The sequence below is a fragment of the Pseudomonas sp. 7-41 genome (genome assembly GCF_021233075.1).
Lineage (GTDB): Bacteria > Pseudomonadota > Gammaproteobacteria > Pseudomonadales > Pseudomonadaceae > Aquipseudomonas > Aquipseudomonas veronii.
On the sequence record NZ_CP089551.1, the window covers coordinates 1,661,015 to 1,683,472 of the forward strand.

Sequence of the window (22,458 nt, forward strand, 5' to 3'; positions counted from 1 at the left end):
CGTTATACTCGTCGGCTTTCAAAAGTTCGCCAACGAGTGCTGCCCGCCATGGAAATCAACCCGATCCTTAACACCATCAAGGACCTGTCCGAGCGCTCCGAAACTATTCGGGGGTATCTTTGACTACGATCAAAAGCATGAGCGTCTGACCGAAGTCAATCGCGAGCTTGAAGATCCGAGTGTCTGGAACAAACCCGAATACGCCCAGGAACTGGGCCGCGAGCGCGCAGCGCTGGCGCAGATCGTCGACACTCTCGACGAACTGAACACCGGTCTGGCCGATTGCCGCGACCTGCTGGACATGGCTGTCGAAGAAAACGACGAAGGCGCGGTAGGCGATGTCGTCGCCGAGCTGGCCCGTCTCGAGGAAAACCTCGCCAAGCTTGAATTCCGCCGCATGTTCAGCCACGAAATGGACCCGAACAACGCCTACCTGGACATCCAGGCCGGTTCCGGCGGCACCGAAGCCCAGGACTGGGCCAACATCCTGCTGCGCATGTACCTGCGCTGGGCCGACAAACGCGGTTTCGACGCGACCATCATGGAGCTGTCGGCCGGTGAAGTCGCCGGCATCAAAGGCGCCACCGTTCACATCAAGGGTGAATACGCCTTCGGCTGGCTGCGTACCGAGATCGGTGTGCATCGCCTGGTGCGCAAGAGCCCGTTCGACTCCGGCAATCGCCGCCACACCTCGTTCTGCGCGGTGTTCGTCTCGCCCGAGATCGACGACAAGGTGGAAATCGAGATCAACCCGGCCGACCTGCGGATCGACACCTATCGCTCCTCCGGTGCCGGTGGCCAGCACGTAAACACCACCGACTCGGCGGTACGTATCACCCACGTGCCGACCAACACCGTGGTCAGTTGCCAGAACGAACGTTCCCAGCACGCGAACAAGGACACCGCCATGAAAATGCTGCGGGCCAAGTTGTACGAGCAGGAAATGCAGAAGCGCAACGCCGCTTCCCAGGCGTTGGAAGACACCAAGTCGGATATCGGCTGGGGTCACCAGATCCGTTCCTATGTTCTGGACGCGTCGCGGATCAAGGATCTGCGCACTAACATCGAACGCAGCGACTGCGACAAGGTGCTCGACGGCGACATCGACGAATACCTGGAAGCCAGCCTGAAATCGGGGCTGTAAACCGCCAGCCCGACCTCAAGTCCCCCGTCAGTGGCGGGGGCAACGAACCTGTGATGGAAAATTTAAAGACATGAGCGACCAACAACTCGACCCGCAAGCCCTGCAACAGGAAGAAAACTCCCTGATCGCCCTGCGCAAGGAAAAGCTTGCTGCCGAGCGCGCCAAGGGCAATGCCTTCCCCAACGACTTCCGCCGCGATGCCTACTGCGAAGACTTGCAGAAACAGTACGCGGACAAGACCAAGGAAGAGCTGGCAGAGGCTGCGATCCCGGTCAAGGTGGCAGGTCGCATCATGCTCAACCGTGGCTCGTTCATGGTGATCCAGGACATGTCCGGGCGCATCCAGGTCTACGTCAACCGCAAGACCCTGCCGGAAGAAACCCTGGCCGCCGTGAAGACCTGGGACCTGGGCGACATCATCGCCGCCGAAGGCACCCTGGCCCGTTCCGGCAAGGGCGACCTGTACGTTGAAATGACCAGCGTGCGCCTGCTGACCAAATCCCTGCGCCCGCTGCCGGACAAGCACCACGGCCTGTCCGACACCGAGCAGCGTTATCGCCAGCGCTACGTTGACCTGATCGTCAACGAAGACGTGCGCCACACCTTCCGCGTGCGTTCGCAAGTGATTGCCCACACCCGCGCCTTCCTGATGAAGCGTGACTTCCTGGAAGTGGAAACGCCGATGCTGCAGACCATCCCCGGTGGTGCCGCAGCCAAGCCGTTCGAAACCCACCACAACGCGCTGGACATGGGCATGTACCTGCGGATCGCGCCGGAGCTTTACCTCAAGCGCCTCGTGGTCGGCGGCTTCGAAAAAGTCTTCGAGATCAACCGCAACTTCCGCAACGAAGGCGTCTCGACCCGGCACAACCCTGAGTTCACCATGTTGGAGTTCTACCAGGCCTACGCCGACTACGAAGACAACATGGACCTGACCGAAGAACTGTTCCGCGAACTGGCGCAACTGGTCCTGGGCAGCACCGACGTGCCGTATGGCGACAAGGTGTTCCACTTCGGCGAGCCGTTCGTGCGGCTGTCGGTGTTCGACTCGATCCTCAAGTACAACCCTGAGTTGACTGCCGACGACCTGACCGACATCGACAAGGCCCGCGCCATCGCCAAGAAAGCCGGCGCCAAGGTGCTGGGCTTCGAAGGCCTGGGCAAGCTGCAGGTGATGATTTTCGAAGAGCTGGTGGAGCACAAGCTGGAACAGCCGCACTTCATTACCCAGTACCCGTTCGAAGTGTCGCCGCTGGCCCGTCGCAACGATGACAACCCGAACGTCACCGACCGTTTCGAACTGTTCATCGGCGGCCGCGAAATCGCCAACGCCTACTCCGAGCTCAACGACGCGGAAGACCAGGCCGAGCGCTTCATGGCCCAGGTGGCCGACAAGGACGCCGGCGACGACGAAGCCATGCACTACGACGCCGACTTCGTGCGCGCCCTGGAGTACGGCATGCCGCCGACCGCGGGCGAAGGCATCGGCATCGACCGCCTGGTGATGTTGCTGACCAACTCGCCGTCGATCCGCGACGTGATCTTGTTCCCGCATATGCGGCCACAAGCGTAACCGTAGCGAAATCCGAAGCCGCCTTTTATAAGGCGGCTTTTTTATGTGGCGTAAATAAGCGTCAAGCAAACAGCGCCAGGTTTTGATCTTTTCAAGGATGTGTGTCGTGAACCGCGTAATCGCTCAGGAAGGAGCCGCTGGCATTGCCGCTGCCGTGGCTGAAAGTGTCCAGTACCAGGGCCGCAAGGCCAGTCGTCGGGGCAGCGAGCAACGCAGGCAAGATATTCTCGATGCCGCCATGCGTATCGTGGTGCGTGATGGCGTGCGAGCCGTGCGTCACCGTGCCGTGGCGGCGGAAGCTGGGGTGCCCCTGTCGGCGACCACCTATTACTTCAAGGACATCGATGACCTGCTCACCGATACCTTCGCCCAATACGTCGAGCGCAGCGCCGCATTCATGGGCAAGCTGTGGGTGCGTAACGAAGGCTTGTTGCGCGAGATGGTCGCGTATGGCGATGGCAGCCCGGAGTCGCGTTCGCAACTGGCCGATGACATTGCGCGGTTGACCGCCGATTACGTGCAGCGCCAATTGAGCAATCGTCGCGAGTACTTGATGGCCGAACAGGCCTTTCGCCAGGAAGCCTTGCTCAACCCGCGCCTGGCCGAGCTGGTGCGTTCTCACCAGCAGATCCTGTTGCAGGGCACCGGGCAGTTTTTCCAGGTATTGGGCTCGCGCGAGCCGCAACAGGATGCCAAAGTGTTGACGGCGATTATCGGTCGGATGGAATATCAGGGCCTGCTGGACGGCGCGGAACCGCTGAGCGCTGACGACATGCTTGAGATCCTCAAGCGTTACATGCATTTGGTGTTGGCCTCGGTCTGACACCGGGAGTGTCCAATGAAAGCCTGGCGTGTCGCGGTCGTCGCCTTGTCGTTCCTCTTCCTCAGCGGTTGCCTGGTGACCTTCAAGGAACCGCTGCCGGCCAGCGAGGCGGCGCCCGCTGCGCTGGTGGGCCAATGGACGAGCAAGAATGCCTGGGGCGAGCCGCTCAACCTGCAGATCAGCCGCGCCGGCAAACACCGCTACAAAGCCGTGAGCTACCCTCAGGCCAAGCCCGGCCAGCGTGATGAGTACGTGTTCAGCGTCTCGCGCCATGGCAATCGCTGGTATCTGTCGGCGCCGTTGCCGGGCAAACTCGGTGGGCATTACGTCCTGGCGGGGTTCGAACTCGACGAAACGCACGAATTGGTGGTTTATAACCTCGACCTCGAGCAAATTCACCAGGCCATCGGGCAGCGGTCGTTGCACGGCAGCACGGTGGACACCGTGGAAGGCCCCGGCGTACTGGTCGACAGCCCGATGGACCAGGTGTTTGCCTACCTGGATGACCCGGCCAATGCCGATGTGTTCGTTGAAGCTGCGCGCTACCGGCGTGCGGATAAATAACGTTTAAAGAGGAAGTACCGGGTGGACGATTACCAGCAGACGATACGCAGTTTGTCCGATCGCATTGTGCTGGCGCAAACACCGATCCGCGTCCTCGACGCAGTGAAATGGGACGACAACATTCGCCAAGGCTTCCTCAAGGCCAAGGGCAAGGCAATGCCCGCGGTAGACCGCGATTACTACCTGAACCGGCCGCTGTCGTTCGATTCGAGCGCGGTGAAGCTGGAGTTTCAGAACATCGAGCGCGACATCACCCGCCGCCTCGGCCAGTTCAGCCCCGTAGGGCAGATCATGCGCCGCATGTGCCGGGAGTACCGCATGGTGGTGCGTATGCTCGAAGCGCGCGGCACCGAGGATTTCGGCCTGATTTCCCAGGAACTCTACGGCGCCGCCTCCGATGCCTTCCATGCCGGCGACCCGACCCTGGCCGACCTCGGCCTGATGCTCTCCGACTACCTGAACAATATCGACGTGCGTGGCGACCTGAAGGACGAGGCCAAGACCCTCACCGCCAAGGACGCGGTCAGCCTGCTGCAAACCCGTCTGAACAAGGTGTTTGGCGAGGCCGAGGAAACCATCCGCGTGTTCGAGTCCGACGGCATCGTCGCCGACGCAGCGGCGGGGGCCGACTACATCAAGATCCGCGCCGATGCGATGTTCAACGAGCGCGACGTGCGCGCCCTCGAAGTGCATGAAGGCCTGGTGCATGTGGGCACCACCCTCAACGGCCTGAACCAGCCGATCTGCACCTTCCTGTCCAAGGGCCCGCCATCGTCGACCGTGACCCAGGAAGGCCTGGCGATCCTGATGGAAATCATCACCTTCGCCTCCTACCCGAGTCGCTTGCGCAAGCTGACCAACCGCACCCGTGCCATCCACATGGTGGAAGAGGGCGCCGATTTCCTGCAGGTGTTCGAGTTCTTCCGCGAGCAAGGTTTTGAAATGGCCGAGAGCTACGGCAACGCCAGCCGGGTGTTTCGCGGTTCGGTGCCGAACGGTCTGCCGTTTACCAAGGATTTGTCCTACCTCAAGGGCTTTATCATGGTCTACAACTACATCCAGCTGGCCGTGCGCAAAGGCAAGCTGGAACAAGTGCCGTTGCTGTTCTGCGGCAAGACCACCCTGGAAGACATGCGTACCCTGCGCCAACTGATCGACGAAGGCCTGGTGGTGCCGCCCAAATACCTGCCGGAGCAGTTCCGCGACATGAACGCCCTGGCGGCGTGGATGTGTTTCTCCAACTTCCTCAACCATTTGAGCCTGGATCGGATCGAGGCGGATTACTCCAACATCCTGTAAAGGCTGAACTGACCCAACCGGTCCAACAAGGTGGGAGGGGGCGTGCTCCCACCTTGTTGGACCTGCACACGCCTGAACATTTCGACTATCAGCGAGGCTTCAACGGATGAGAATCCTCGGCATTCTTTGCCTGTTACTCACACTGAACGGCTGCAGCTCCCTGCTGTTCTACCCGGAGCCCGGCTTGCCGTTCACGCCGCAAAAGGCACACCTGGCGTATCGCGACGTCACGCTCACCACCGCCGATGGCGTCAAGCTGCATGCCTGGTGGCTGCCGGCCAAGCCGGGAGTGCCGCTCAAGGGCACGGTGCTGCACCTGCACGGCAACGGCGGCAACCTGGCCTGGCACCTGGGCGGCAGTTGGTGGTTGCCGGAGCAGGGCTATCAAGTGCTGTTGCTGGACTATCGCGGCTATGGGCTGTCGCAAGGCAAGCCGTCGCTGCCGGCGATCTATCAGGACGTCGACGCGGCTTTCAGCTGGATCGACAAGGCGCCCGAAACCCAGGGCCAGCCGTTGATCGTCCTCGGCCAAAGCCTGGGCGGCGCGCTGGCCGTGCATTACCTGGCGGCCCACCCCGAGCGGCAGACCCACCTCAAGGCCCTGGTGCTGGACGGCGTGCCCGCCAGTTATCGTGATGTAGGACAATTCGCCCTGAGCACCTCCTGGTTAACATGGCCGTTTCAGGTGCCCTTGTCTTGGCTGGTGCCCGACGCCGACAGTGCGATCAATGGCATGCCCCAGTTGAGCGGAGTCCCGAAACTGCTGTTCCACAGCCTCGATGACCCGATCGTGCCGCTGTCCAATGGCATCCGCTTGTATCAGGCCGCGCCTGCACCCAGGGTGTTGCAACTGACCCGCGGCGGCCATGTGCAGACCTTTGCCGACAAGACCTGGCAAACTGTGATGCTGCGTTATCTGGACGACCCGCAACACTTCAACGGCCTGCGTCGCCTGGGCGAGATTCCGAATTACCCTATTCCTAAAGTTGACTCATCAGAGAGCCCGCAATGAGCGAAGAACGCAACATGATCCCGCTGATCCTCACCGGTATCGGCACCATCATCGGCACCGTCGGCTGCCTGTGGTTTTATGGCTACCTGCATTTCGCCAAACCGGAAGACGCGTTGCTGCTCAGCGACTTCACCATGCTCAAGACCGTGCCCGGCGAGGACTACAAGATCTCCCTGACCCCGGCGGCGCAAGTGGCGCAATGCGTCGATGGCGTGCTGGTGATGTTCGATACCGAGCAAAAAGGCCTCAGCGGTGTGCTGGTGAACAACAAAAAGCAGGCCGTGCGTTGCGTCGGTCAGGAAACCCCACAGTTGCAGCAATAAACCGTTGCGCGCAGTACCGCCCGGCCTGAAATTTCTGGAACCGTTTTGCGTAAGACGCCACTGATTGGCTTGTCAGCGTTGCTGATAACAATCCTTACGAAAAAATCCGGGAGAGCGGTATGGCTATCAGTGCACTCGATAGAGCAATGGGCATGGTCAATGGGCAGAACAGCCTTGATCAGGGGGGCTTGCAAGAGGTTGGGCAGCAGCCGGGTAAGATGGGGGCCGAGCTGATCAAGAAGCTTCTGGAGAAACTGGAAGGCAGCAACGGTGCTCAGGGCGGTGGCGGTGCTCAAGGCGGTGGCGGTGCTCAGGGCAGTGGCGGTGCTCAGGGCGGTGGCGATTCCTCGGGCTCTGGCGGTTCCGGCGATCAACTGGATATGGAGAAACTGAAGAAGATGATGGCCGGGCGCCAAGGCATGGAAGCGATGATGCCGGACAGCGACAACGGTCGTAAGATCGGCGCCTGACAGGCAAAAAAAACCCACCGTTCAGGTGGGTTTTTTTCCAGCATCGATCAGTAAGCGACGGACGAACGTGGCTTGACCGGCTGGTTGTCGTTGGAGATGGTCACTTCAACGCGGCGGTTCATGGCGCGCCCGGAAACGCTGCCGTTATCGGCCACCGGGTATTCCTTGCCATAGCCCTGGGTCACGATGCGCGAAATGTCCACGCCTTGCTGGGCCAGTGCGCGCTGTACGGAGGCCGCACGGCGCTCGGACAGGCTCTGGTTGTACGAGTCGGAACCGGTGCTGTCGGTGTAGCCTTCGACGATCACTTTACGGTCCGGGTTATCGCGCAGGAACTGCGCCAGTTTGGTGATGTTGACCAGGCCGTTGGACTTCAGGTCGGACTTGTTGGTGGCAAACAGCACGTCACCAAAGGTCACCAGGGTGCCACGCTCGGTCTGCTTGGCGTTCAGGCTGTCTTGCAGTTGCTTGATCTGCGCATCGCGGGCATCGAGCAAGGCGCGGGCGCGCTCGTCACCGGCGTTTTTCAGTTTGGCTTCGGATTCGCGCAGCGCGATGGTGTCTTTGGCCACTTCAACGCGCTGGTTGGTCAGGTAGGCCAATTGGTCGACTTTCTTCTGGTCTTCCTTGTCGCGGTAAGCCTTGTCAGCCTTGTCCAGCCATTCGCTGGCGTCCTTGGTTTCCAGGGCCGCCACTTTGGTGGCTTGCGGGTTGGACTGCAGGGCCGAGAAGTTGGTCCGTGCATTTTCCAGGTTCGCGTTCGGCGGAGTGGAGCATGCTGCCAGAGCAACGCTCATCGCCAGCAGGGCAGGGATCATCAATTGTTTGCGCATAGTCGTGTCGTCCTTTCAATTCGATATCAGGTGCGATGCAGCCAAGGGGCGGCGGCTTATTTCTGTTGGATAGCAGCCGGGCGCATGCCTTCCTTGCGCAGTTCATCAACCGCTTTCTGCGAGTCCTTCACCGCCTGCTCGGCCTTGGCGGCCTGGGCTTTACGCTCAGCGACGCGGGCGTCCCATTCGGCTTGCTCGGCCAGGCGACGGGCTTCGTCATAGTTTTTGTCGTGCATGGCAATTTCGGCTTGCTTGAGCTTGTCCTGGGCCGACTTCATTTCCACGGCGGCGAACTCGGTGCCGCCGGCGCTGACTGCGCTGTTGACCGCAGACTGAGTCACCGCGTATTGCTCGGTCGGTGGGTTGCCAGCGCAGCCCGCCAGGACGAAGCTAGTGCCGATGGCCAACGCGGCCAGTTTGAGCCCGCGCAGGTGGTTAAACGTGGATTTGGCAGTGCTGGTCTTCATCGTCTTCAACTCCATTGGATAACGCCTCAAAAACATCAAAATCCATCGCACTGGTCAGCGGCTGCGGGCCCGGCGGTAAAGCACGAAACGCCTATTCAAACGGCCGTTCCAAGTGATGGCTTACTGGTTGTGACCTGCGGCTTTTTTCAAAAGTTCAGAGAAGATGGCTATTGGCCTGAAAAAATACCTGACTGATCGGTCAGTGCTTTTTGGCTTGAACTTTTGCCGCGCGCAGAGGTATGCCGGGCCCTTGTGAGGCCCGGAAATACGCGGGATGGAGGGTGTTTAAGAACGGCTGATCAGTGCTTCGGTTCGTCGGCGCCGGCCGACATGTCGTGCAGATAGCGGCGCGACAATGTCAGGAAGCGCGGGGTGGGGCCAACGTCTTCATACAACGGATCACCCTCTTCGTCGGTGGCAATCACATGCTGGCCCTTGATGTACGGAAAGCTGGTTTCCAGCTCTTCGAGGGCGGCGCCGATCAGCTCGCCGAGCAATTCTTCGGGGTGGCGCTTGGGGTACATCTCCGCAATGGCCGCCAGGCGGGCGGCGGATTCCACGTCCAGATGGATCGCGTACTCCGTCTTGGTCAGGCGACCCTTGGCGTTTTCTTCCCAATGCTGGGCCAGTTCTCGAATTTTCATGGCAACCTCAATAAAACCCTGGGTAACGGGCGGTGATGAGCGACCAGCCGCCAGCGTGGATAAACGCGGCGACTCACTCATGAGACTAGCTGTAAGCCACAAGGTTTAAAGTGGTTTGTGCTTGGCCTTGTCAGAAAGTGACGCGGGCGGCACTCTGGAAGGCCTGCGCGTCCCGGATTTCTGGCTGGAGATTGGCTGATGAGTGATATCGATGCACGCTTGCGTGAGGATGTTCACCTGCTGGGTGAACTGTTGGGCAACACCATTCGAGAGCAGTACGGCGATGATTTTCTCGACAAGATCGAGCAGATCCGCAAAGGCGCCAAGGCTGACCGGCGTGGCGCGGTGGCCGATCAGGCGGCGGGCGAGGAACTCAGCGCCAGTCTGAACCAACTGCAGGAAAACGAACTGTTGCCGGTCGCCCGGGCCTTCAACCAGTTCCTCAACCTGGCCAACATCGCCGAGCAGTATCAGTTGATTCATCGGCGCGATGAGTCGCAACCGGCGCCTTTCGAATCGCGGGTGTTGCCGGAGTTGTTGGCGCGCCTGCAACGCGAAGGCCACAGCAATGAATCCCTGGCCCGTCAGTTGGGGCGCCTGGAGATCGAGCTGGTCCTCACCGCGCACCCCACCGAAGTGGCCCGTCGCACCCTGATCCAGAAATACGACGCGATTGCCGCGCAACTGGCGCTGAAGGATCACCGTGACCTCACCACCGCCGAGCGCGAACAGATCCGCGAGCGCCTGCAACGGCTGATCGCCGAGGCCTGGCACACCGAGGAAATCCGCCGTACCCGGCCCACGCCCGTGGATGAAGCCAAATGGGGCTTCGCGGTGATCGAGCACTCGTTATGGCAGGCGATCCCGAATTACCTGCGCAAGGCCGACCATGCGTTGCAGGCCGCCACCGGCCTGCGCCTGCCTTTGGAAGCGGCGCCGATTCGCTTCGCCTCGTGGATGGGCGGCGACCGTGACGGCAACCCGAATGTCACCGCGCCGGTCACCCGCGAAGTCTTGCTGCTGGCGCGCTGGATGGCGGCCGATCTGTACTTGCGCGATATCGATCAGTTGGCCTCGGAGCTGTCGATGCAGCAGGCCAGCCCGGCGTTGCAGGCCAAGGTCGGCGACAGCGTCGAGCCGTATCGCGTGCTGCTCAAGCAACTGCGTGATCGCCTGCGGGCGACCCGCCAATGGGCCCAAGCCGCATTGAGCGCGACCATCCCGGCACCGGCGGATGTGCTGCAACACAACCGCGACCTGCTGGACCCGCTGGAGCTGTGCTACCAGTCGCTGCATGAGTGCGGCATGGGCGTGATCGCCGATGGTCCGTTGCTCGATTGCCTGCGCCGCGCCGTCACCTTTGGCCTGTTCCTGGTGCGCCTGGATGTGCGCCAGGACGCCAGCCGCCACACCGCGGCGATGACCGAAATCACCGATTACCTCGGTCTGGGGCGTTACGAAGACTGGAACGAAGAGATGCGTATCGGCTTCCTGATGAAGGAACTGGTCAATCGTCGACCGCTGCTGCCGGGCTATTTCAAGCCGTCGGCGGATACCGCCGAGGTGTTGAACACCTGCCGGGAAATCGCCGCCGCCCCGGCCGCGTCCCTGGGCTCGTATGTCATTTCCATGGCCGGCGCCGCGTCGGATGTGCTGGCGGTGCAACTGTTGCTCAAAGAGTCGGGCGTGCAACGGCCGATGCGCGTGGCGCCGCTGTTCGAAACCCTGGCCGACCTGGACAACGCCGGCCCGGTGATCGAAAAACTGTTGCTGCTGCCGGGTTACCGCGCACGGCTGCAAGGCCCGCAGGAAGTGATGATCGGCTACTCGGACTCGGCCAAGGACGCCGGCACCACCGCCGCCGCCTGGGCGCAGTACCGGGCGCAGGAACGTCTGGTGGATATCTGTCGCGAGCAACAGGTGGAACTGCTGTTGTTCCATGGTCGCGGCGGCACCGTCGGACGAGGCGGCGGCCCGGCCCACGCGGCGATTCTGTCGCAACCGCCGGGCTCGGTGGCGGGGCGGTTCCGCACCACTGAACAAGGCGAAATGATCCGCTTCAAATTCGGCCTGCCGGACATCGCCGAGCAGAACCTCAATCTGTACCTGGCGGCGGTGTTGGAAGCGACGTTGTTGCCGCCGCCACCACCGCAGCCGGACTGGCGCCATTTGATGGATGAATTGGCAGCGGACGGCGTCAGCGCCTACCGCGCGGTGGTGCGGGAAAATCCGCAATTCGTCGAGTATTTCCGCCAGTCCACCCCGGAGCAGGAGCTGGGGCGCCTGCCCTTGGGCAGTCGCCCGGCCAAACGCCGTGCCGGTGGTATTGAAAGCCTGCGGGCGATCCCGTGGATCTTCGGCTGGACCCAGACCCGCCTGATGCTGCCCGCCTGGCTCGGCTGGGAAGCGGCGTTGAGCAAGGCGCTGGAGCGCGGGGAAGGCGAGTTGCTGGGGCAGATGCGCGAGCAATGGCCGTTCTTCCGCACCCGCATCGATATGCTGGAAATGGTGCTGGCCAAGGCCGATGCCGATATCGCGCGGCTCTATGACGAGCGCCTGGTACAGCCCGAGCTGTTGCCGTTGGGCGCGCATTTACGCGACCTATTGTCGCAGGCCTGCCAGGTGGTGCTTGGCCTGACTGGCCAGTCGCAACTGCTGGCCCATAGCCCGGACACCCTGGAGTTCATCCGCCTGCGCAACACCTACCTCGACCCCTTGCACCTGTTGCAGGCCGAATTGCTGGCGCGCTCGCGTCGCCAGGAAGCGGCACAGGACAGCCCTCTGGAACAGGCGTTGCTGGTGTCCGTGGCCGGTATCGCCGCCGGCTTGCGCAATACAGGCTGAGGTTTTTTGCGTGTGCTCAACGGCTTGCAGATAACCCACGACGGCCGTCCTTAACAGGGCGGTCGGCGTTTAGGGGGGCGGGTTGCACTCAGGCACACCTCTCCTATGACGCATGTGTGGTGCGGGTTTTTCCTACTTTTGGCGGCTTGTGTGGTTAAGGCCTGCTGTGTATCTTGATCAGCCTTTGGCCGTTTGGGCGGCCTGGACCCACATTTTTACGAGATTGGCCCCACGCGGCGAATCCGAGCGTCATCTCTATAAAAAATTGAGGAGCACATCGATGCGCGTCATTCTGCTGGGAGCTCCCGGGGCCGGTAAAGGTACTCAGGCAAAGTTCATCACTGAAAAATTTGGCATTCCACAAATCTCCACCGGTGACATGCTGCGCGCTGCGGTAAAAGCAGGCACCGAGCTGGGCATTAAAGCCAAAAGCATCATGGATGCTGGCGGTCTGGTTTCCGATGACCTGATCATCGCGCTGGTCAAGGACCGTATCGCGCAACCCGATTGCGCCAATGGCTTCCTGTTCGACGGCTTCCCACGCACCATTCCCCAGGCAGAAGCCCTGGTGACGGCAGGTGTCGAGTTGGACGCCGTGGTCGAAATCGCGGTTGAAGACGAAGAGATCGTGCAGCGTATCGCCGGTCGCCGCGTTCACGAGGCCTCGGGTCGCGTGTACCACACCATCTACAACCCGCCGAAAGTCGAAGGCAAGGACGATGTCACCGGTGAAGACCTGGTGCAGCGTAAAGACGACACCGAAGAAACCGTGCGTCATCGCCTGTCGGTCTACCATTCCCAGACCAAGCCGCTGGTGGATTTCTACCAGAAGCTGTCGGCTGCCCAAGGCAAGCCGAAGTACAGCCACATCCCTGGCGTCGGCTCGGTGGAAGCGATCACCGGCAAGGTGCTGCAAGCACTGAGCTGATCGAACCATCGGCTTTACGCACAACGGCCCGCTTGCGGGCCGTTGTTGTTTATACTGGCGCACTTTTTTTCGACTTGGACACCGACACCGATGAGCACCCTGCTGGCCCTGGACACTGCGACTGAAGCTTGCTCGGTTGCCTTGCTGCACGATGGCAAGGTCACCAGCCACTACGAGGTGATCCCGCGCCTGCACGCGCAGAAGCTGTTGCCGATGATCAAGCAACTGCTGGAGGACGCCGGCACGAGCCTGTCGGCCGTGGACGCCATCGCCTTCGGCCGTGGCCCGGGCGCCTTTACCGGCGTGCGTATCGCCATCGGCGTGGTCCAGGGCCTGGCCTTTGCGTTGGAGCGCCCGGTGTTGCCGGTGTCCAACCTCGCCGTACTGGCCCAGCGTGCGTTGCGTGAACACGGTGTACGGCAAGTGGCGGCGGCGATCGATGCGCGGATGGATGAAGTCTATTGGGGCTGCTACCGCGAAACCGACGGCGAGATGCGCCTGGCCGGCGTTGAGGCCGTGCTGCCCCCCGAAGCGGCGGAGTTGCCGAGCGATGCCAGCGGTGATTGGTTCGGTGCCGGTACGGGCTGGGGTTATGGCGAGCGCATCGGTGTGCCGCTGGTTGGCCAGGACGCCACAATGCTGCCGCATGCCGAAGACCTGCTGACCCTGGCGCGCTTTGCGTTCGAGCGTGGCGAAGCGATTGCTGCGGACCAGGCGGCGCCGGTGTATCTGCGCGATAAAGTCGCGCAGACCAAGGCCGAACGCGGGATAATTTGACGTCAAAAGTACGGGTGTTTTTGGCCAAAGCGCGCCAATCGTCAGAATTTGCCCCGGCGTTTAAACCTTTTTCCATTTATGTGTTCTAGTTATCACCAGAGCATTTGCGCGCTACGGATTGCGCCACTAAAATGCCATTACTGATACCGAGTTCGCATCGATGCGTATAGACGGCTTTTCCTCACAGTCCTACCCCCTCAAGCGTAAGCCGCGCAAGGCAAACGTCACGGTAGACGAGTCCGTCGAGGATTCGCCGGACTTCATCGAGGTCCAGTCCGAAGCGTCCAGCCCCCAAGGCGCTGCAAACGCGCGTACCAGTGGTCTTCCTGCCCGCCAGCAAGACATGGTCTTCCCGCGCTCCATGAGCAAAAGCGTCGCCACCGCCCTGGCCAGCTACCTGACCACCGCCGGCTTTGTCGAATGGGATATGGAAGTGCTGGGTCTCGACATCCACATCTGATGCGCCTGCCTTATTTCATCGGTTGCCCGTCCTGGAGTGAAAACGCCTGGCGCGAGTATCTGTACCCTGTCGATGCCCGTTCCAGCGATTACCTCGCCCTCTACTCGCAAGTCTTCAACGCGGTGGAAGGCAACACCACGTTTTATGCGCGCCCGTCGGCCGCCACCGTGCAACGCTGGGCCGAGATCATGCCCGCGGATTTTCGCTTCACTGCCAAGTTCCCCGGTGACATCAGTCACGGTGGCGACCTGCGTGAGCAACTGCCGGCGGCACATAGTTTCGTCGACTTGATGAGCCCGTTGGGTGAGCGCGTTTCGCCGCTGTGGCTGCAATTGTCGGCCAGCTTTTCGCCGCAGCGCCTCGCTGAACTGGCCGGGTTTATCGACGGGCTGGAACGCCCCCTGGCCGTGGAAGTGCGCCACCCGCAATTCTTCGCCAAGGGCGATGCCGAGCGCATGCTCAACCGCCTGCTGCGCGACCGTGGCGTCGAACGGATCTGCCTCGACCCTCGCGCCCTGTTCAGTTGCACATCCACCTCGGCCGCGGTGCTGCATGCCCAGGCGAAAAAACCCAAGGTACCACCGCGTCCGGCGGCGTTGACCCTGTTTCCCCAGGTGCGCTTCATCGGCCACCCCGAGCTTGAAGCCAACGACCCCTTCCTGATCCCGTGGGTGGAAAAGATCGCCGGTTGGATCGAAGAGGGACGCACCCCCTACGTGTTCCTGCACACCTCGGATAATCGCCTCGCCGCGCAACTGGCGCTGCGTTTTCACGCCAAGCTGATGGCACGTTTGCCCGGCTTGCCCGCGTTGCCGACCTTGCACCGCGAACCCGCAGCGCAGCAACTGGGGTTACTCTAAGGCTCCTTTTCCCGCCAGGAGTCAGTCATGGATGCCCAAACCCTTCGCGCCGAAACCTTCAAGGCCCTGCATGCACGCGATCGTGCGTTTGTGATGCCCAACCCGTGGGACGCAGGCTCGGCGATCATGCTCGCCAGCCTCGGCTTCGAAGCCCTGGCCACCACCAGCGCGGGCTACGCGTTCAGCCTGGGGCGCCCGGATGCCGAAGGGGCGCTGTCCCTGGAAGACACCCTGGTCAACGCCACGATGATCGCCAAGGCCACCGCGTTGCCGGTGGCCGCCGACCTGGAAAACGGCTTCAGCGACACCCCCGACGGTTGCGCCCGAACCATTTTGCGCGCGGCGGCCAGCGGTATCGTCGGTGGCTCCATCGAAGATGCCACGGGTATCGCCGTCGACCCGATCTATTCCTTTGACCTTTCCGTCGAGCGTGTGGAAGCTGCGGTCGTTGCTGCGCGCAGCCTGCCATTCCCGTTCATGCTGACGGCCCGTGCAGAAAACCTCCTGCATGGTCGCCTGGATTTGCCTGACACTATTCGCCGCCTGCAGGCCTACGCCGAAGCCGGTGCGGACGTGCTCTATGCGCCGGGGCTGCGCAGTGCCGAGGAGGTGCTGGCGGTGGTCAAGGCCGTGGCCCCCAAACCGGTGAATGTGTTGATGTCCGGCGGCCTGAAACTCAGTGTGGCGCAGTTGAGCGCGATGGGCGTCAAGCGCATCAGCGTGGGCTCGGCCATGGCGCTGGCGGCGTATGGCGAGTTTTACCGCGCGGCGCAGGAGGTGTACCAGTCCGGCACCTTTACCTTCACCGAGCGCTCGATGCCCTACAGCCAGGCCAGCCAATTCTTCAAGGATTAAGCGGCGCGTGTTCGCACGGCGTGGGGCGCGGCGTTGAGGCTTATGCCGCCAGGCGCAGGTTGTTGACGATCAGCGGACGCGCCCAGTGGTAGTCGAAGTCCAGGGCCTTTTGTTGGGCGACCAGCTCTTCTTGCGGGAACGGCGTGGCGGCCGGTGGCAGCAGGTCCAGTTCGAACTCGGCGATCGGCAAATGTAATGGGCGCGGTTCCGGCGCAGCGCCGGGTTCCGGTAGCGGTTGGCCGGCGCTCAGCACGATCGGGCGCACCCAAGTGCTTTCGAAATTCTGCTGGCGCTGCTGGGCGACGATCTCTTCTTGCGGGAATGGCGTGGCGGCCGGTGGCAACAACTCGGTTTCGAATTCGGCAATCGGCAGGAACAGCGGTTCAGGCGGGGCGATCTCGGTGTCTTTCACGTCGCACTCACGCTGGGTGAGGATCTGCGACAGCAGGTCAGCACCAGCACTGGGTTCCACCGCTGGGTCCAGCGGCGCTGGCGCCTTGGCCGCGAGCGCGTCCGGCGTTTCGCCGAGCTGCTCGGCCAACGCGCGGGCGAAGAAGTCCTGCCACACATGACTGACGCCGGCCAGCGCTTGAGTATTGCGCAGGCCGTAGTGGTTGTGGGTCGGCAGTACACCGATGGTTAGCGGAAGAATGTCTGACATTTTTCTCGGTCGACGCTCAGCTCTGGCAAAATACCTGATCCTTGTTTCTATCGGCCGTTGTTGGCCGATCCTTAATATTTTTGAGCGTAGCGATTCATGAGCGAACAACCAGCGGCCAGCCGCATCCAGGTCGAGGCCTTGGCCGACGGCTTCCAGGCCCGCGCCGAACAGTGGGCTGCGCTGCTGGGCTTGCCGCTACAGCTGGCGGATGCGGAGTTTTCCCTGCAAGTCGGGGAGCAAGGCCTGCAGTTGCAACAGCTCGGGCCTGACGCGCCAGGGCCGGTGCGCGTGGATTTCGTCGAAGGCGGCGCGGCGCATCGGCGGTTGTACGGCGGCGGCAGCGGGCAGATGATCGCCAAGGCCGTGGGCATCGCCCAGGGCGTGCGCCCACGGGTGCTGGACGCCACGGCCGGGCTGGGCAAGGACGCATTCGTGCTGGCCAGCCTGGGCTGCGAGATGAGCCTGATCGAACGTCAGCCGCTGATCGGCGCATTGCTCGAGGATGGCCTGGCACGCGCGGCGGAGGATTTTGAGGTGGCGCCGATCGTGGCGCGGATGACGCTGCTCAAGGGCAACTCCATCGAGGTGATGCTCAATTGGCAAGGCGAGCCGCCCCAGGTGATCTACCTCGATCCGATGTTCCCGCACCGTGAGAAAACCGCCCTGGTGAAGAAGGAAATGCGCCTGTTCCGCCCCTTGGTCGGCGATGATCCAGACGCACCGGCCCTGCTGGCGGCGGCGCTGGCCCTGGCCAGTCACCGCGTGGTGGTCAAGCGCCCGCGCAAGGCGCCGTGCATCGAGGGGCCCAAGCCGAGCCATGCGCTGGATGGTAAATCCAGCCGCTACGACATCTATCCGAAAAAGGCACTCAAGTCCTGAGCCTCGCGCTGCAAGCGGTCACCCGTTGCCGCTTGCAGCGGGTTCTCGGCGATAGGCCCGCATAAACAATCCCACCACATCCTGCACGTGGGCTTCGGCCGCTTCCTCGCTCAATTGCCCGCCGCAGCCATACAACAAGCAGAAGTTCGCCGTGCCCTTGAGCAGGCAGAAGAAGTGTTCGGCTGCGGTAAAAGGCTTGTCGATGCTCAGCGCGCCGCTCTGGTCGATGTGCCCGAGCAGACGCTCCATGCCTTGCAACATCCGCATCGGCCCGGCTTCGAAGAAGATCTGCGAGAGTTTCACGTCCTGATTGCCCGTGGTCATCATCAGGCGGTGCAGGTTCACCGATTCCTTGCTGTTGACCAGGCGATGGAAGCGGCGCCCGATATTCAGCAGCACCGTCTCCACAGGCACACCCTCGGGCAGCTCAAAGTACATCACCGGCAACTGTTCTTCGCACTTGGCCATCACGGCGGCGGTGAACAAGGTCTCTTTGTCGGTGAAGTGACTGTAGACGGTCAGTTTTGATACGCCGGCCTCAAGGGCCACGGCATCCATGCTGGTATTTGCGTAACCGTTGCTCAAAAACAGGATTTTCGCTGCTTCGAGGATTGCCTGGCGTTTTGCCATGTCCTTGGGACGCCCAGGGCTACTGGTATTGACAAGATTGTCGGACATTTCCACCTTTAATACTGGACTGGTGAGTTTGGTATTAATAACATACTGCCCAGTATAATTATTCCTAGCACCATTTGCGAAAGGTCCTTCAGCATGCGCAGCATTCTCCTGCCCCTTGCGTTGCCTGCCAGCCTGGTCTTTCTACTCGCCGCCTGCGGCCATGAAGAATCGCCCCAGACTACCCTCCGCCCGGCCATGGTGGTGCAACCACAGCCTGCGGCGCAGACGATGGACAGTTATCCAGGCGAGGTGCGTGCCCGGTACGAACCGGACCTGGCCTTTCGCATCGGCGGCAAGGTCAGCAAACGGCTGGTGGAGGAGGGCGAGCGGGTCAAGGCCAATCAACCGCTGGCGGAACTCGACCCTCAGGATGTGCGCCTGCAACTGGAAGCCACCCGCGCCCAGGTGGCCGCCGCCGAGGCCAACCTGCGGCTGGTGCGTGCCGAGCGTGACCGCTACAAGACCCTGATGGATCGTCAGTTGGTCAGCCGTTCCCAGTACGACAATGCTGAAAATCTGTACCGATCAGGTGAGGCGCGCCTCAAGCAGATCAAGGCCGAGTTCGATGTGTCCAGTAACCAGGCCGGTTATGCCGTACTCCGCGCTCCTCAGGACGGCGTGGTTGCCAAGCGCGCGGTGGAAGTCGGCCAGGTGGTGTCCGCCGGCCAGACCGTGTTCACCCTGGCCACCGATGGCGAGCGTGAAGTGCTGATCAGCCTGCCCGAGCAAGGCTTCGGCCGGTTCAAGATCGGCCAGCCGGTGTCGGTCGAGTTATGGAGCCAGCCGGACCAGCGATTTGCCGGACGTATTCGCGAACTGTCGCCCGCAGCCGATCCGAAATCGCGCACCTTCGCTGCGCGCATCGCCTTCACCGGCGGTAAGGTTCCGGCCGAGTTGGGCCAGAGCGCCCGCGTTTTCATACAGGCAGACGGTGTTATTCCGCTGTCGGTGCCGCTGTCAGCCTTGAGCGCGGAGAACGGCGTGTCCTACGTCTGGCGCGTGCAGCCGGATGACACCCTTGTGCGTACCCCGGTGCGTATCGGCGCCTTTGGCGAAAAAACCGTACCCGTGCTCGAAGGCTTGAGCCCTACCGACTGGGTGATTGCCGCCGGGGTTCATGTGCTCCATGAGGGGCAGCAAGTGCGCCCGGTGGATCGCTCCAACCGGGTGGTGAATCTGGCGGTCAAGGAGTAGTCCCCGATGGGTTTCAATCTTTCCGAATGGGCGTTGCGTAATCGCCAGATCGTACTGTTCCTGATGCTCCTGCTGGCGGTGGTCGGCACTTTGTCCTACACCAAGCTTGGGCAAAGCGAAGACCCGCCGTTCACCTTCAAGGCCATGGTGATCAAGACCAATTGGCCCGGTGCCACGGCCCAGGACGTGTCGCGCCAGGTCACCGAACGCATCGAGAAAAAGCTCATGGAGACCGGTGAGTACGAGCGCATTGTGTCTTTCTCGCGCCCCGGCGAATCCCAGGTCACCTTCATCGCCCGCGACGCCATGCGCTCGGCGCAGATTCCCGAGCTGTGGTACCAGGTGCGCAAGAAGATCAGCGATATTCGCCAGACCTTGCCGCCGGATATCCAGGGACCGTTTTTCAACGATGAATTCGGCACCACCTTCGGCAATATCTACGCCCTGACCGGCGACGGCTTTGACTATGCCGTGCTCAAGGACTACGCCGACCGCATCCAGATTCAACTGCAGCGCGTGCCGGATGTGGGCAAGGTCGAACTGCTCGGCCTGCAGGATGAGAAGATCTGGATCGAGCTGTCCAACCTCAAACTCGCCACGCTCGGCTTACCGCTGGCCGCTGTTCAACAAGCGCTGCAGGAGCAGAACGCGGTCTCCACTGCCGGCTTCTTTGAAACTCCGACTGAGCGCGTGCAACTGCGGGTGTCGGGTAACTTCAAGAGTGTGGAAGAGATTCGCAGCTTCCCGATTCGCGTAGGTGACCGAACCTTCCGTATTGGCGATGTGGCCGACATCCACCGTGGCTTCAATGATCCACCGGCGCCGCGCATGCGCTTTATGGGCGAAGACGCGATCGGTCTGGCCGTCGCCATGCACGAGGGCGGCGACATTCTGGTGTTGGGCAAAGCCCTCGAAGGCGAGTTCGCACGCCTGCAGAAGAACCTTCCGGCGGGCATGCAACTGCGCAAGGTGTCGGACCAACCGGCGGCGGTGAAAACCGGTGTCGGAGAATTCGTCCGGGTACTGGCCGAGGCGCTGGGCATTGTCTTGCTGGTGAGTTTTTTCTCCCTCGGTATACGCACTGGCATGGTCGTGGCCCTGGCGATTCCGCTGGTGCTGGCGATGACCTTTGCCTGCATGTACTACCTCGGCATCGGCTTGCATAAGATCTCCCTCGGCGCGCTGGTGCTGGCCCTGGGCTTGCTGGTGGATGACGCGATCATCGCCGTGGAAATGATGGCGATCAAAATGGAGCAGGGTTACGACCGCCTTAAAGCGGCCAGTTTTGCCTGGACCAGTACCGCGTTCCCGATGCTGACCGGTACGCTGATCACGGCGGCCGGCTTCCTGCCGATTGCCACCGCGCAGTCGAGTACCGGTGAATACACCCGTTCGATCTTCCAGGTAGTGACCATCGCGTTGCTCGCCTCGTGGGTCGCGGCCGTGGTGTTCGTGCCGTACCTGGGCGAAAAACTCCTGCCGGACTTGGCGAAAATTCATGCGGCTAAACACGGCGCTGACGGTCCCGATCCCTACGGCACACCGTTCTACCAGCGTGTCAGACGTTTGCTGGAGTGGTGTGTCAGTCGGCGCAAGACCGTGATCGTGCTGACGCTGCTGCTGTTTGTCGGCTCGGTCGCACTGTTTCGTTTTGTGCCGCAACAGTTCTTCCCGGCTTCCGGCCGCCTGGAGTTGATGGTCGACCTGAAACTCGCCGAGGGCGCGTCCCTGAGCAACACCGCTGGCCAGGTCAAGCGCCTGGAAGCCCTGCTCAAGGAACACGCCGGCATCGACAACTACGTGGCCTATGTCGGCACCGGTTCGCCGCGCTTCTATCTGCCCCTCGACCAGCAACTGCCGGCCGCCAGCTTTGCGCAGTTCGTGGTGTTGGCCAAGTCCATCGAAGAGCGCGAAAGCTTGCGCATCTGGTTGATCGAAACCCTCAACGAGCAGTTCCCCGACCTGCGTTCACGGGTCACACGCCTGGAAAACGGCCCGCCCGTGGGTTACCCGGTGCAGTTTCGCGTGACCGGCGAGCATATCGACGAAGTCCGTGCCCTGGCGCGTAAAGTGGCGGCCAAGGTGCGCGAAAATACCCACGTAGCTAACGTGCATCTGGACTGGGAGGAACCGAGCAAGATCGTCTACCTCAATATCGACCAGGACCGTGCGCGCGCCCTCGGTGTGAGTACCGCCAACCTGTCGAAATTCCTGCAGAGTTCTCTGACCGGCGCCAGCGTCAGCCAGTACCGGGAAGACAACGAGTTGATCGAAATCCTCCTGCGCGGCACTGTCCATGAGCGCACTGAACTGTCGCTGCTGCCGAGCCTGGCCGTGCCGACCGACAACGGCAAAAGCGTCGCTCTGTCGCAGATCGCCACCCTCGAATACGGCTTCGAGGAAGGCATCATCTGGCACCGTAACCGCCTGCCCACCGTGACCGTGCGCGCCGACATCTACGGCAAGGAACAACCGGCGACCCTGGTTCAGCAGATCCTGCCGACCCTCGAAGGCGTGCGTGCCGAACTGCCGGACGGCTACCTGCTGGACGTCGGCGGTACCGTCGAGGACTCGGCCCGCGGGCAGAATTCGGTCAAGGCCGGTGTGCCGCTGTTTATCGTGGTGGTGCTGACGCTGCTGATGCTGCAACTGCGCAGCTTCTCACGCACGGTAATGGTATTTCTCACGGCGCCCCTGGGGCTGATCGGGGTCACGCTGTTCCTGCTGGTGTTCCGCCAACCCTTCGGCTTCGTGGCCATGCTCGGCACCATCGCCCTGTCAGGAATGATCATGCGCAACTCGGTGATTCTGGTGGACCAGATCGAACAGGACATCAAGGCAGGGCTGGCGCCGTGGCAGGCGATTATCGAAGCCACTGTCCGACGCTTCCGGCCGATTGTTCTCACAGCGCTCGCGGCGGTACTCGCGATGATCCCGCTGTCACGCAGTGTGTTCTTCGGGCCGATGGCAGTGGCGATCATGGGCGGGTTGATTGTGGCGACGGCATTGACGTTGCTGTTCCTGCCCGCGCTTTATGCTGCATGGTTTCGTGTCAGGAAAACGGGTGACCAAGAGTAAGGAGAACAGGCGTATGTATATAAGTGCCTACGCCTGATGCACGCTGAAGAAAGTGTAAGGTGAGTGGGGAATGCCTGAAGCCGCGACAGCGG

General features: G+C 61.8%; 22 protein-coding genes. 17 read left to right on the plus strand and 5 right to left on the minus strand.

What is annotated here, in order from left to right:
* The first annotated feature begins 48 nt into the window (after positions 1 to 48).
* From prfB to LQ249_RS07455, 8 genes are all read left to right on the plus strand, one after another.
* Positions 49 to 1,144, plus strand: a protein-coding gene (gene prfB / locus LQ249_RS07420; protein ID WP_098100956.1) for a peptide chain release factor 2 whose coding sequence is annotated in 2 segments (ribosomal slippage) — positions 49 to 120 and positions 122 to 1,144 — 1,095 coding nt in all. Because the reading frame shifts where the segments join, the coding sequence is not laid out codon by codon here.
* A 70-nt stretch (positions 1,145 to 1,214) separates the two neighbouring features.
* On the plus strand, positions 1,215 to 2,717 hold the full coding sequence (gene lysS / locus LQ249_RS07425) for a lysine--tRNA ligase (protein ID WP_046490136.1): 1,503 nt from the start codon (positions 1,215 to 1,217) through the stop codon (positions 2,715 to 2,717).
* A gap of 106 nt (positions 2,718 to 2,823) precedes the next feature.
* On the plus strand, positions 2,824 to 3,540 hold the full coding sequence (locus LQ249_RS07430) for a TetR/AcrR family transcriptional regulator (RefSeq protein ID WP_017844698.1): 717 nt from the start codon (positions 2,824 to 2,826) through the stop codon (positions 3,538 to 3,540).
* Positions 3,541 to 3,555: 15 nt separating this feature from the next.
* Positions 3,556 to 4,104, plus strand: a complete 549-nt coding sequence (locus LQ249_RS07435) for a hypothetical protein (protein WP_017844699.1) — start codon at positions 3,556 to 3,558, stop codon at positions 4,102 to 4,104.
* Between the two features lie 21 nt (positions 4,105 to 4,125).
* Entirely contained in the window at positions 4,126 to 5,403 is a 1,278-nt protein-coding gene (locus LQ249_RS07440; RefSeq protein ID WP_017844700.1) for a flavohemoglobin expression-modulating QEGLA motif protein, read from the plus strand.
* 106 nt (positions 5,404 to 5,509) lie between these two features.
* Positions 5,510 to 6,415, plus strand: coding sequence for an alpha/beta hydrolase (locus LQ249_RS07445; protein ID WP_108525947.1), 906 nt, complete (start codon positions 5,510 to 5,512; stop codon positions 6,413 to 6,415).
* Positions 6,412 to 6,738 carry a hypothetical protein gene (locus LQ249_RS07450; protein WP_017844702.1) on the plus strand — a complete coding sequence of 109 codons (327 nt, stop codon included), beginning with the start codon at positions 6,412 to 6,414 and terminating at the stop codon, positions 6,736 to 6,738. The genes LQ249_RS07445 and LQ249_RS07450 overlap by 4 nt, the downstream gene beginning before the upstream one ends.
* Positions 6,739 to 6,857: 119 nt before the next feature.
* Positions 6,858 to 7,208, plus strand: a complete 351-nt coding sequence (locus LQ249_RS07455) for a hypothetical protein (RefSeq protein WP_046384486.1) — start codon at positions 6,858 to 6,860, stop codon at positions 7,206 to 7,208.
* Positions 7,209 to 7,255: 47 nt separating this feature from the next.
* Here the strand turns inward: LQ249_RS07455 and LQ249_RS07460 are convergent, their stop codons facing one another.
* The 3 genes from LQ249_RS07460 to LQ249_RS07470 form a co-directional block, all read right to left on the minus strand.
* Positions 7,256 to 8,041 (minus strand): OmpA family protein, encoded by a 786-nt coding sequence (locus LQ249_RS07460; RefSeq protein ID WP_017844704.1) that lies wholly within the window; start codon positions 8,039 to 8,041, stop codon positions 7,256 to 7,258.
* A gap of 56 nt (positions 8,042 to 8,097) precedes the next feature.
* Positions 8,098 to 8,523 carry a DUF4398 domain-containing protein gene (locus LQ249_RS07465; RefSeq protein WP_026139763.1) on the minus strand — a complete coding sequence of 142 codons (426 nt, stop codon included), beginning with the start codon at positions 8,521 to 8,523 and terminating at the stop codon, positions 8,098 to 8,100.
* Between the two features lie 284 nt (positions 8,524 to 8,807).
* Positions 8,808 to 9,152 (minus strand): hypothetical protein, encoded by a 345-nt coding sequence (locus tag LQ249_RS07470; protein ID WP_017844706.1) that lies wholly within the window; start codon positions 9,150 to 9,152, stop codon positions 8,808 to 8,810.
* Positions 9,153 to 9,350: 198 nt separating this feature from the next.
* Between LQ249_RS07470 and ppc the strand changes: the two genes are divergently transcribed.
* The 6 genes from ppc (at position 9,351) to LQ249_RS07500 (ending at position 15,876) form a co-directional block, all read left to right on the plus strand.
* Positions 9,351 to 11,996, plus strand: coding sequence for a phosphoenolpyruvate carboxylase (ppc, locus tag LQ249_RS07475; RefSeq protein ID WP_046384485.1), 2,646 nt, complete (start codon positions 9,351 to 9,353; stop codon positions 11,994 to 11,996).
* A 280-nt stretch (positions 11,997 to 12,276) separates the two neighbouring features.
* Positions 12,277 to 12,924 carry an adenylate kinase gene (gene adk, locus LQ249_RS07480; RefSeq protein ID WP_046384484.1) on the plus strand — a complete coding sequence of 216 codons (648 nt, stop codon included), beginning with the start codon at positions 12,277 to 12,279 and terminating at the stop codon, positions 12,922 to 12,924.
* Between the two features lie 90 nt (positions 12,925 to 13,014).
* Positions 13,015 to 13,701: a tRNA (adenosine(37)-N6)-threonylcarbamoyltransferase complex dimerization subunit type 1 TsaB gene (gene tsaB, locus LQ249_RS07485; protein ID WP_079442976.1), complete on the plus strand. Its 687-nt coding sequence runs from the start codon at positions 13,015 to 13,017 to the stop codon at positions 13,699 to 13,701.
* 160 nt (positions 13,702 to 13,861) lie between these two features.
* Complete coding sequence (locus LQ249_RS07490) at positions 13,862 to 14,161, plus strand: hypothetical protein (protein WP_017844710.1); 300 nt, start codon at positions 13,862 to 13,864, stop codon at positions 14,159 to 14,161.
* The gene (locus LQ249_RS07495; protein WP_046384482.1) at positions 14,161 to 15,021 is read left to right on the plus strand and encodes a DUF72 domain-containing protein; all 861 of its coding nucleotides are present in this window, start codon (positions 14,161 to 14,163) and stop codon (positions 15,019 to 15,021) included. The genes LQ249_RS07490 and LQ249_RS07495 overlap by 1 nt, the downstream gene beginning before the upstream one ends.
* Positions 15,022 to 15,048: 27 nt before the next feature.
* Entirely contained in the window at positions 15,049 to 15,876 is an 828-nt protein-coding gene (locus LQ249_RS07500) for an isocitrate lyase/PEP mutase family protein (RefSeq protein ID WP_017844712.1), read from the plus strand.
* A 40-nt stretch (positions 15,877 to 15,916) separates the two neighbouring features.
* On the opposite strand, the gene LQ249_RS07505 is transcribed toward LQ249_RS07500, so the two are convergent.
* A complete protein-coding gene (locus LQ249_RS07505; RefSeq protein WP_017844713.1) occupies positions 15,917 to 16,537 on the minus strand; it encodes a hypothetical protein in 621 nt (206 codons plus the stop codon).
* A gap of 96 nt (positions 16,538 to 16,633) precedes the next feature.
* Between LQ249_RS07505 and LQ249_RS07510 the strand changes: the two genes are divergently transcribed.
* Entirely contained in the window at positions 16,634 to 17,416 is a 783-nt protein-coding gene (locus LQ249_RS07510) for a class I SAM-dependent methyltransferase (protein ID WP_017844714.1), read from the plus strand.
* Positions 17,417 to 17,434: 18 nt separating this feature from the next.
* Here the strand turns inward: LQ249_RS07510 and LQ249_RS07515 are convergent, their stop codons facing one another.
* A complete protein-coding gene (locus LQ249_RS07515; RefSeq protein WP_026139764.1) occupies positions 17,435 to 18,094 on the minus strand; it encodes a TetR/AcrR family transcriptional regulator in 660 nt (219 codons plus the stop codon).
* A gap of 93 nt (positions 18,095 to 18,187) precedes the next feature.
* Between LQ249_RS07515 and LQ249_RS07520 the strand changes: the two genes are divergently transcribed.
* Positions 18,188 to 19,288: an efflux RND transporter periplasmic adaptor subunit gene (locus tag LQ249_RS07520; RefSeq protein WP_046384480.1), complete on the plus strand. Its 1,101-nt coding sequence runs from the start codon at positions 18,188 to 18,190 to the stop codon at positions 19,286 to 19,288.
* Between the two features lie 6 nt (positions 19,289 to 19,294).
* Entirely contained in the window at positions 19,295 to 22,366 is a 3,072-nt protein-coding gene (locus LQ249_RS07525) for an efflux RND transporter permease subunit (RefSeq protein ID WP_079442980.1), read from the plus strand.
* Positions 22,367 to 22,458: the final 92 nt, after the last annotated feature.

What these genes read in the sequence shown, in the direction of transcription:
- LQ249_RS07510 (WP_017844714.1), top strand. Translation starts at nt 16,634, where the DNA reads ATGAGCGAACAACCAGCGGCCAGCCGCATCCAGGTCGAGGCCTTGGCC.
- LQ249_RS07455 (WP_046384486.1), top strand. Translation starts at nt 6,858, where the DNA reads ATGGCTATCAGTGCACTCGATAGAGCAATGGGCATGGTCAATGGGCAG.
- adk (WP_046384484.1), top strand. Translation starts at nt 12,277, where the DNA reads ATGCGCGTCATTCTGCTGGGAGCTCCCGGGGCCGGTAAAGGTACTCAG.
- LQ249_RS07505 (WP_017844713.1), bottom strand. Translation starts at nt 16,537, where the DNA reads ATGTCAGACATTCTTCCGCTAACCATCGGTGTACTGCCGACCCACAAC.
- ppc (WP_046384485.1), top strand. Translation starts at nt 9,351, where the DNA reads ATGAGTGATATCGATGCACGCTTGCGTGAGGATGTTCACCTGCTGGGT.
- LQ249_RS07435 (WP_017844699.1), top strand. Translation starts at nt 3,556, where the DNA reads ATGAAAGCCTGGCGTGTCGCGGTCGTCGCCTTGTCGTTCCTCTTCCTC.
- lysS (WP_046490136.1), top strand. Translation starts at nt 1,215, where the DNA reads ATGAGCGACCAACAACTCGACCCGCAAGCCCTGCAACAGGAAGAAAAC.
- LQ249_RS07460 (WP_017844704.1), bottom strand. Translation starts at nt 8,041, where the DNA reads ATGCGCAAACAATTGATGATCCCTGCCCTGCTGGCGATGAGCGTTGCT.
- LQ249_RS07500 (WP_017844712.1), top strand. Translation starts at nt 15,049, where the DNA reads ATGGATGCCCAAACCCTTCGCGCCGAAACCTTCAAGGCCCTGCATGCA.
- tsaB (WP_079442976.1), top strand. Translation starts at nt 13,015, where the DNA reads ATGAGCACCCTGCTGGCCCTGGACACTGCGACTGAAGCTTGCTCGGTT.
- LQ249_RS07450 (WP_017844702.1), top strand. Translation starts at nt 6,412, where the DNA reads ATGAGCGAAGAACGCAACATGATCCCGCTGATCCTCACCGGTATCGGC.
- LQ249_RS07515 (WP_026139764.1), bottom strand. Translation starts at nt 18,094, where the DNA reads ATGTCCGACAATCTTGTCAATACCAGTAGCCCTGGGCGTCCCAAGGAC.
- LQ249_RS07445 (WP_108525947.1), top strand. Translation starts at nt 5,510, where the DNA reads ATGAGAATCCTCGGCATTCTTTGCCTGTTACTCACACTGAACGGCTGC.
- LQ249_RS07490 (WP_017844710.1), top strand. Translation starts at nt 13,862, where the DNA reads ATGCGTATAGACGGCTTTTCCTCACAGTCCTACCCCCTCAAGCGTAAG.
- LQ249_RS07495 (WP_046384482.1), top strand. Translation starts at nt 14,161, where the DNA reads ATGCGCCTGCCTTATTTCATCGGTTGCCCGTCCTGGAGTGAAAACGCC.
- LQ249_RS07470 (WP_017844706.1), bottom strand. Translation starts at nt 9,152, where the DNA reads ATGAAAATTCGAGAACTGGCCCAGCATTGGGAAGAAAACGCCAAGGGT.
- LQ249_RS07520 (WP_046384480.1), top strand. Translation starts at nt 18,188, where the DNA reads ATGCGCAGCATTCTCCTGCCCCTTGCGTTGCCTGCCAGCCTGGTCTTT.
- LQ249_RS07465 (WP_026139763.1), bottom strand. Translation starts at nt 8,523, where the DNA reads ATGGAGTTGAAGACGATGAAGACCAGCACTGCCAAATCCACGTTTAAC.
- LQ249_RS07525 (WP_079442980.1), top strand. Translation starts at nt 19,295, where the DNA reads ATGGGTTTCAATCTTTCCGAATGGGCGTTGCGTAATCGCCAGATCGTA.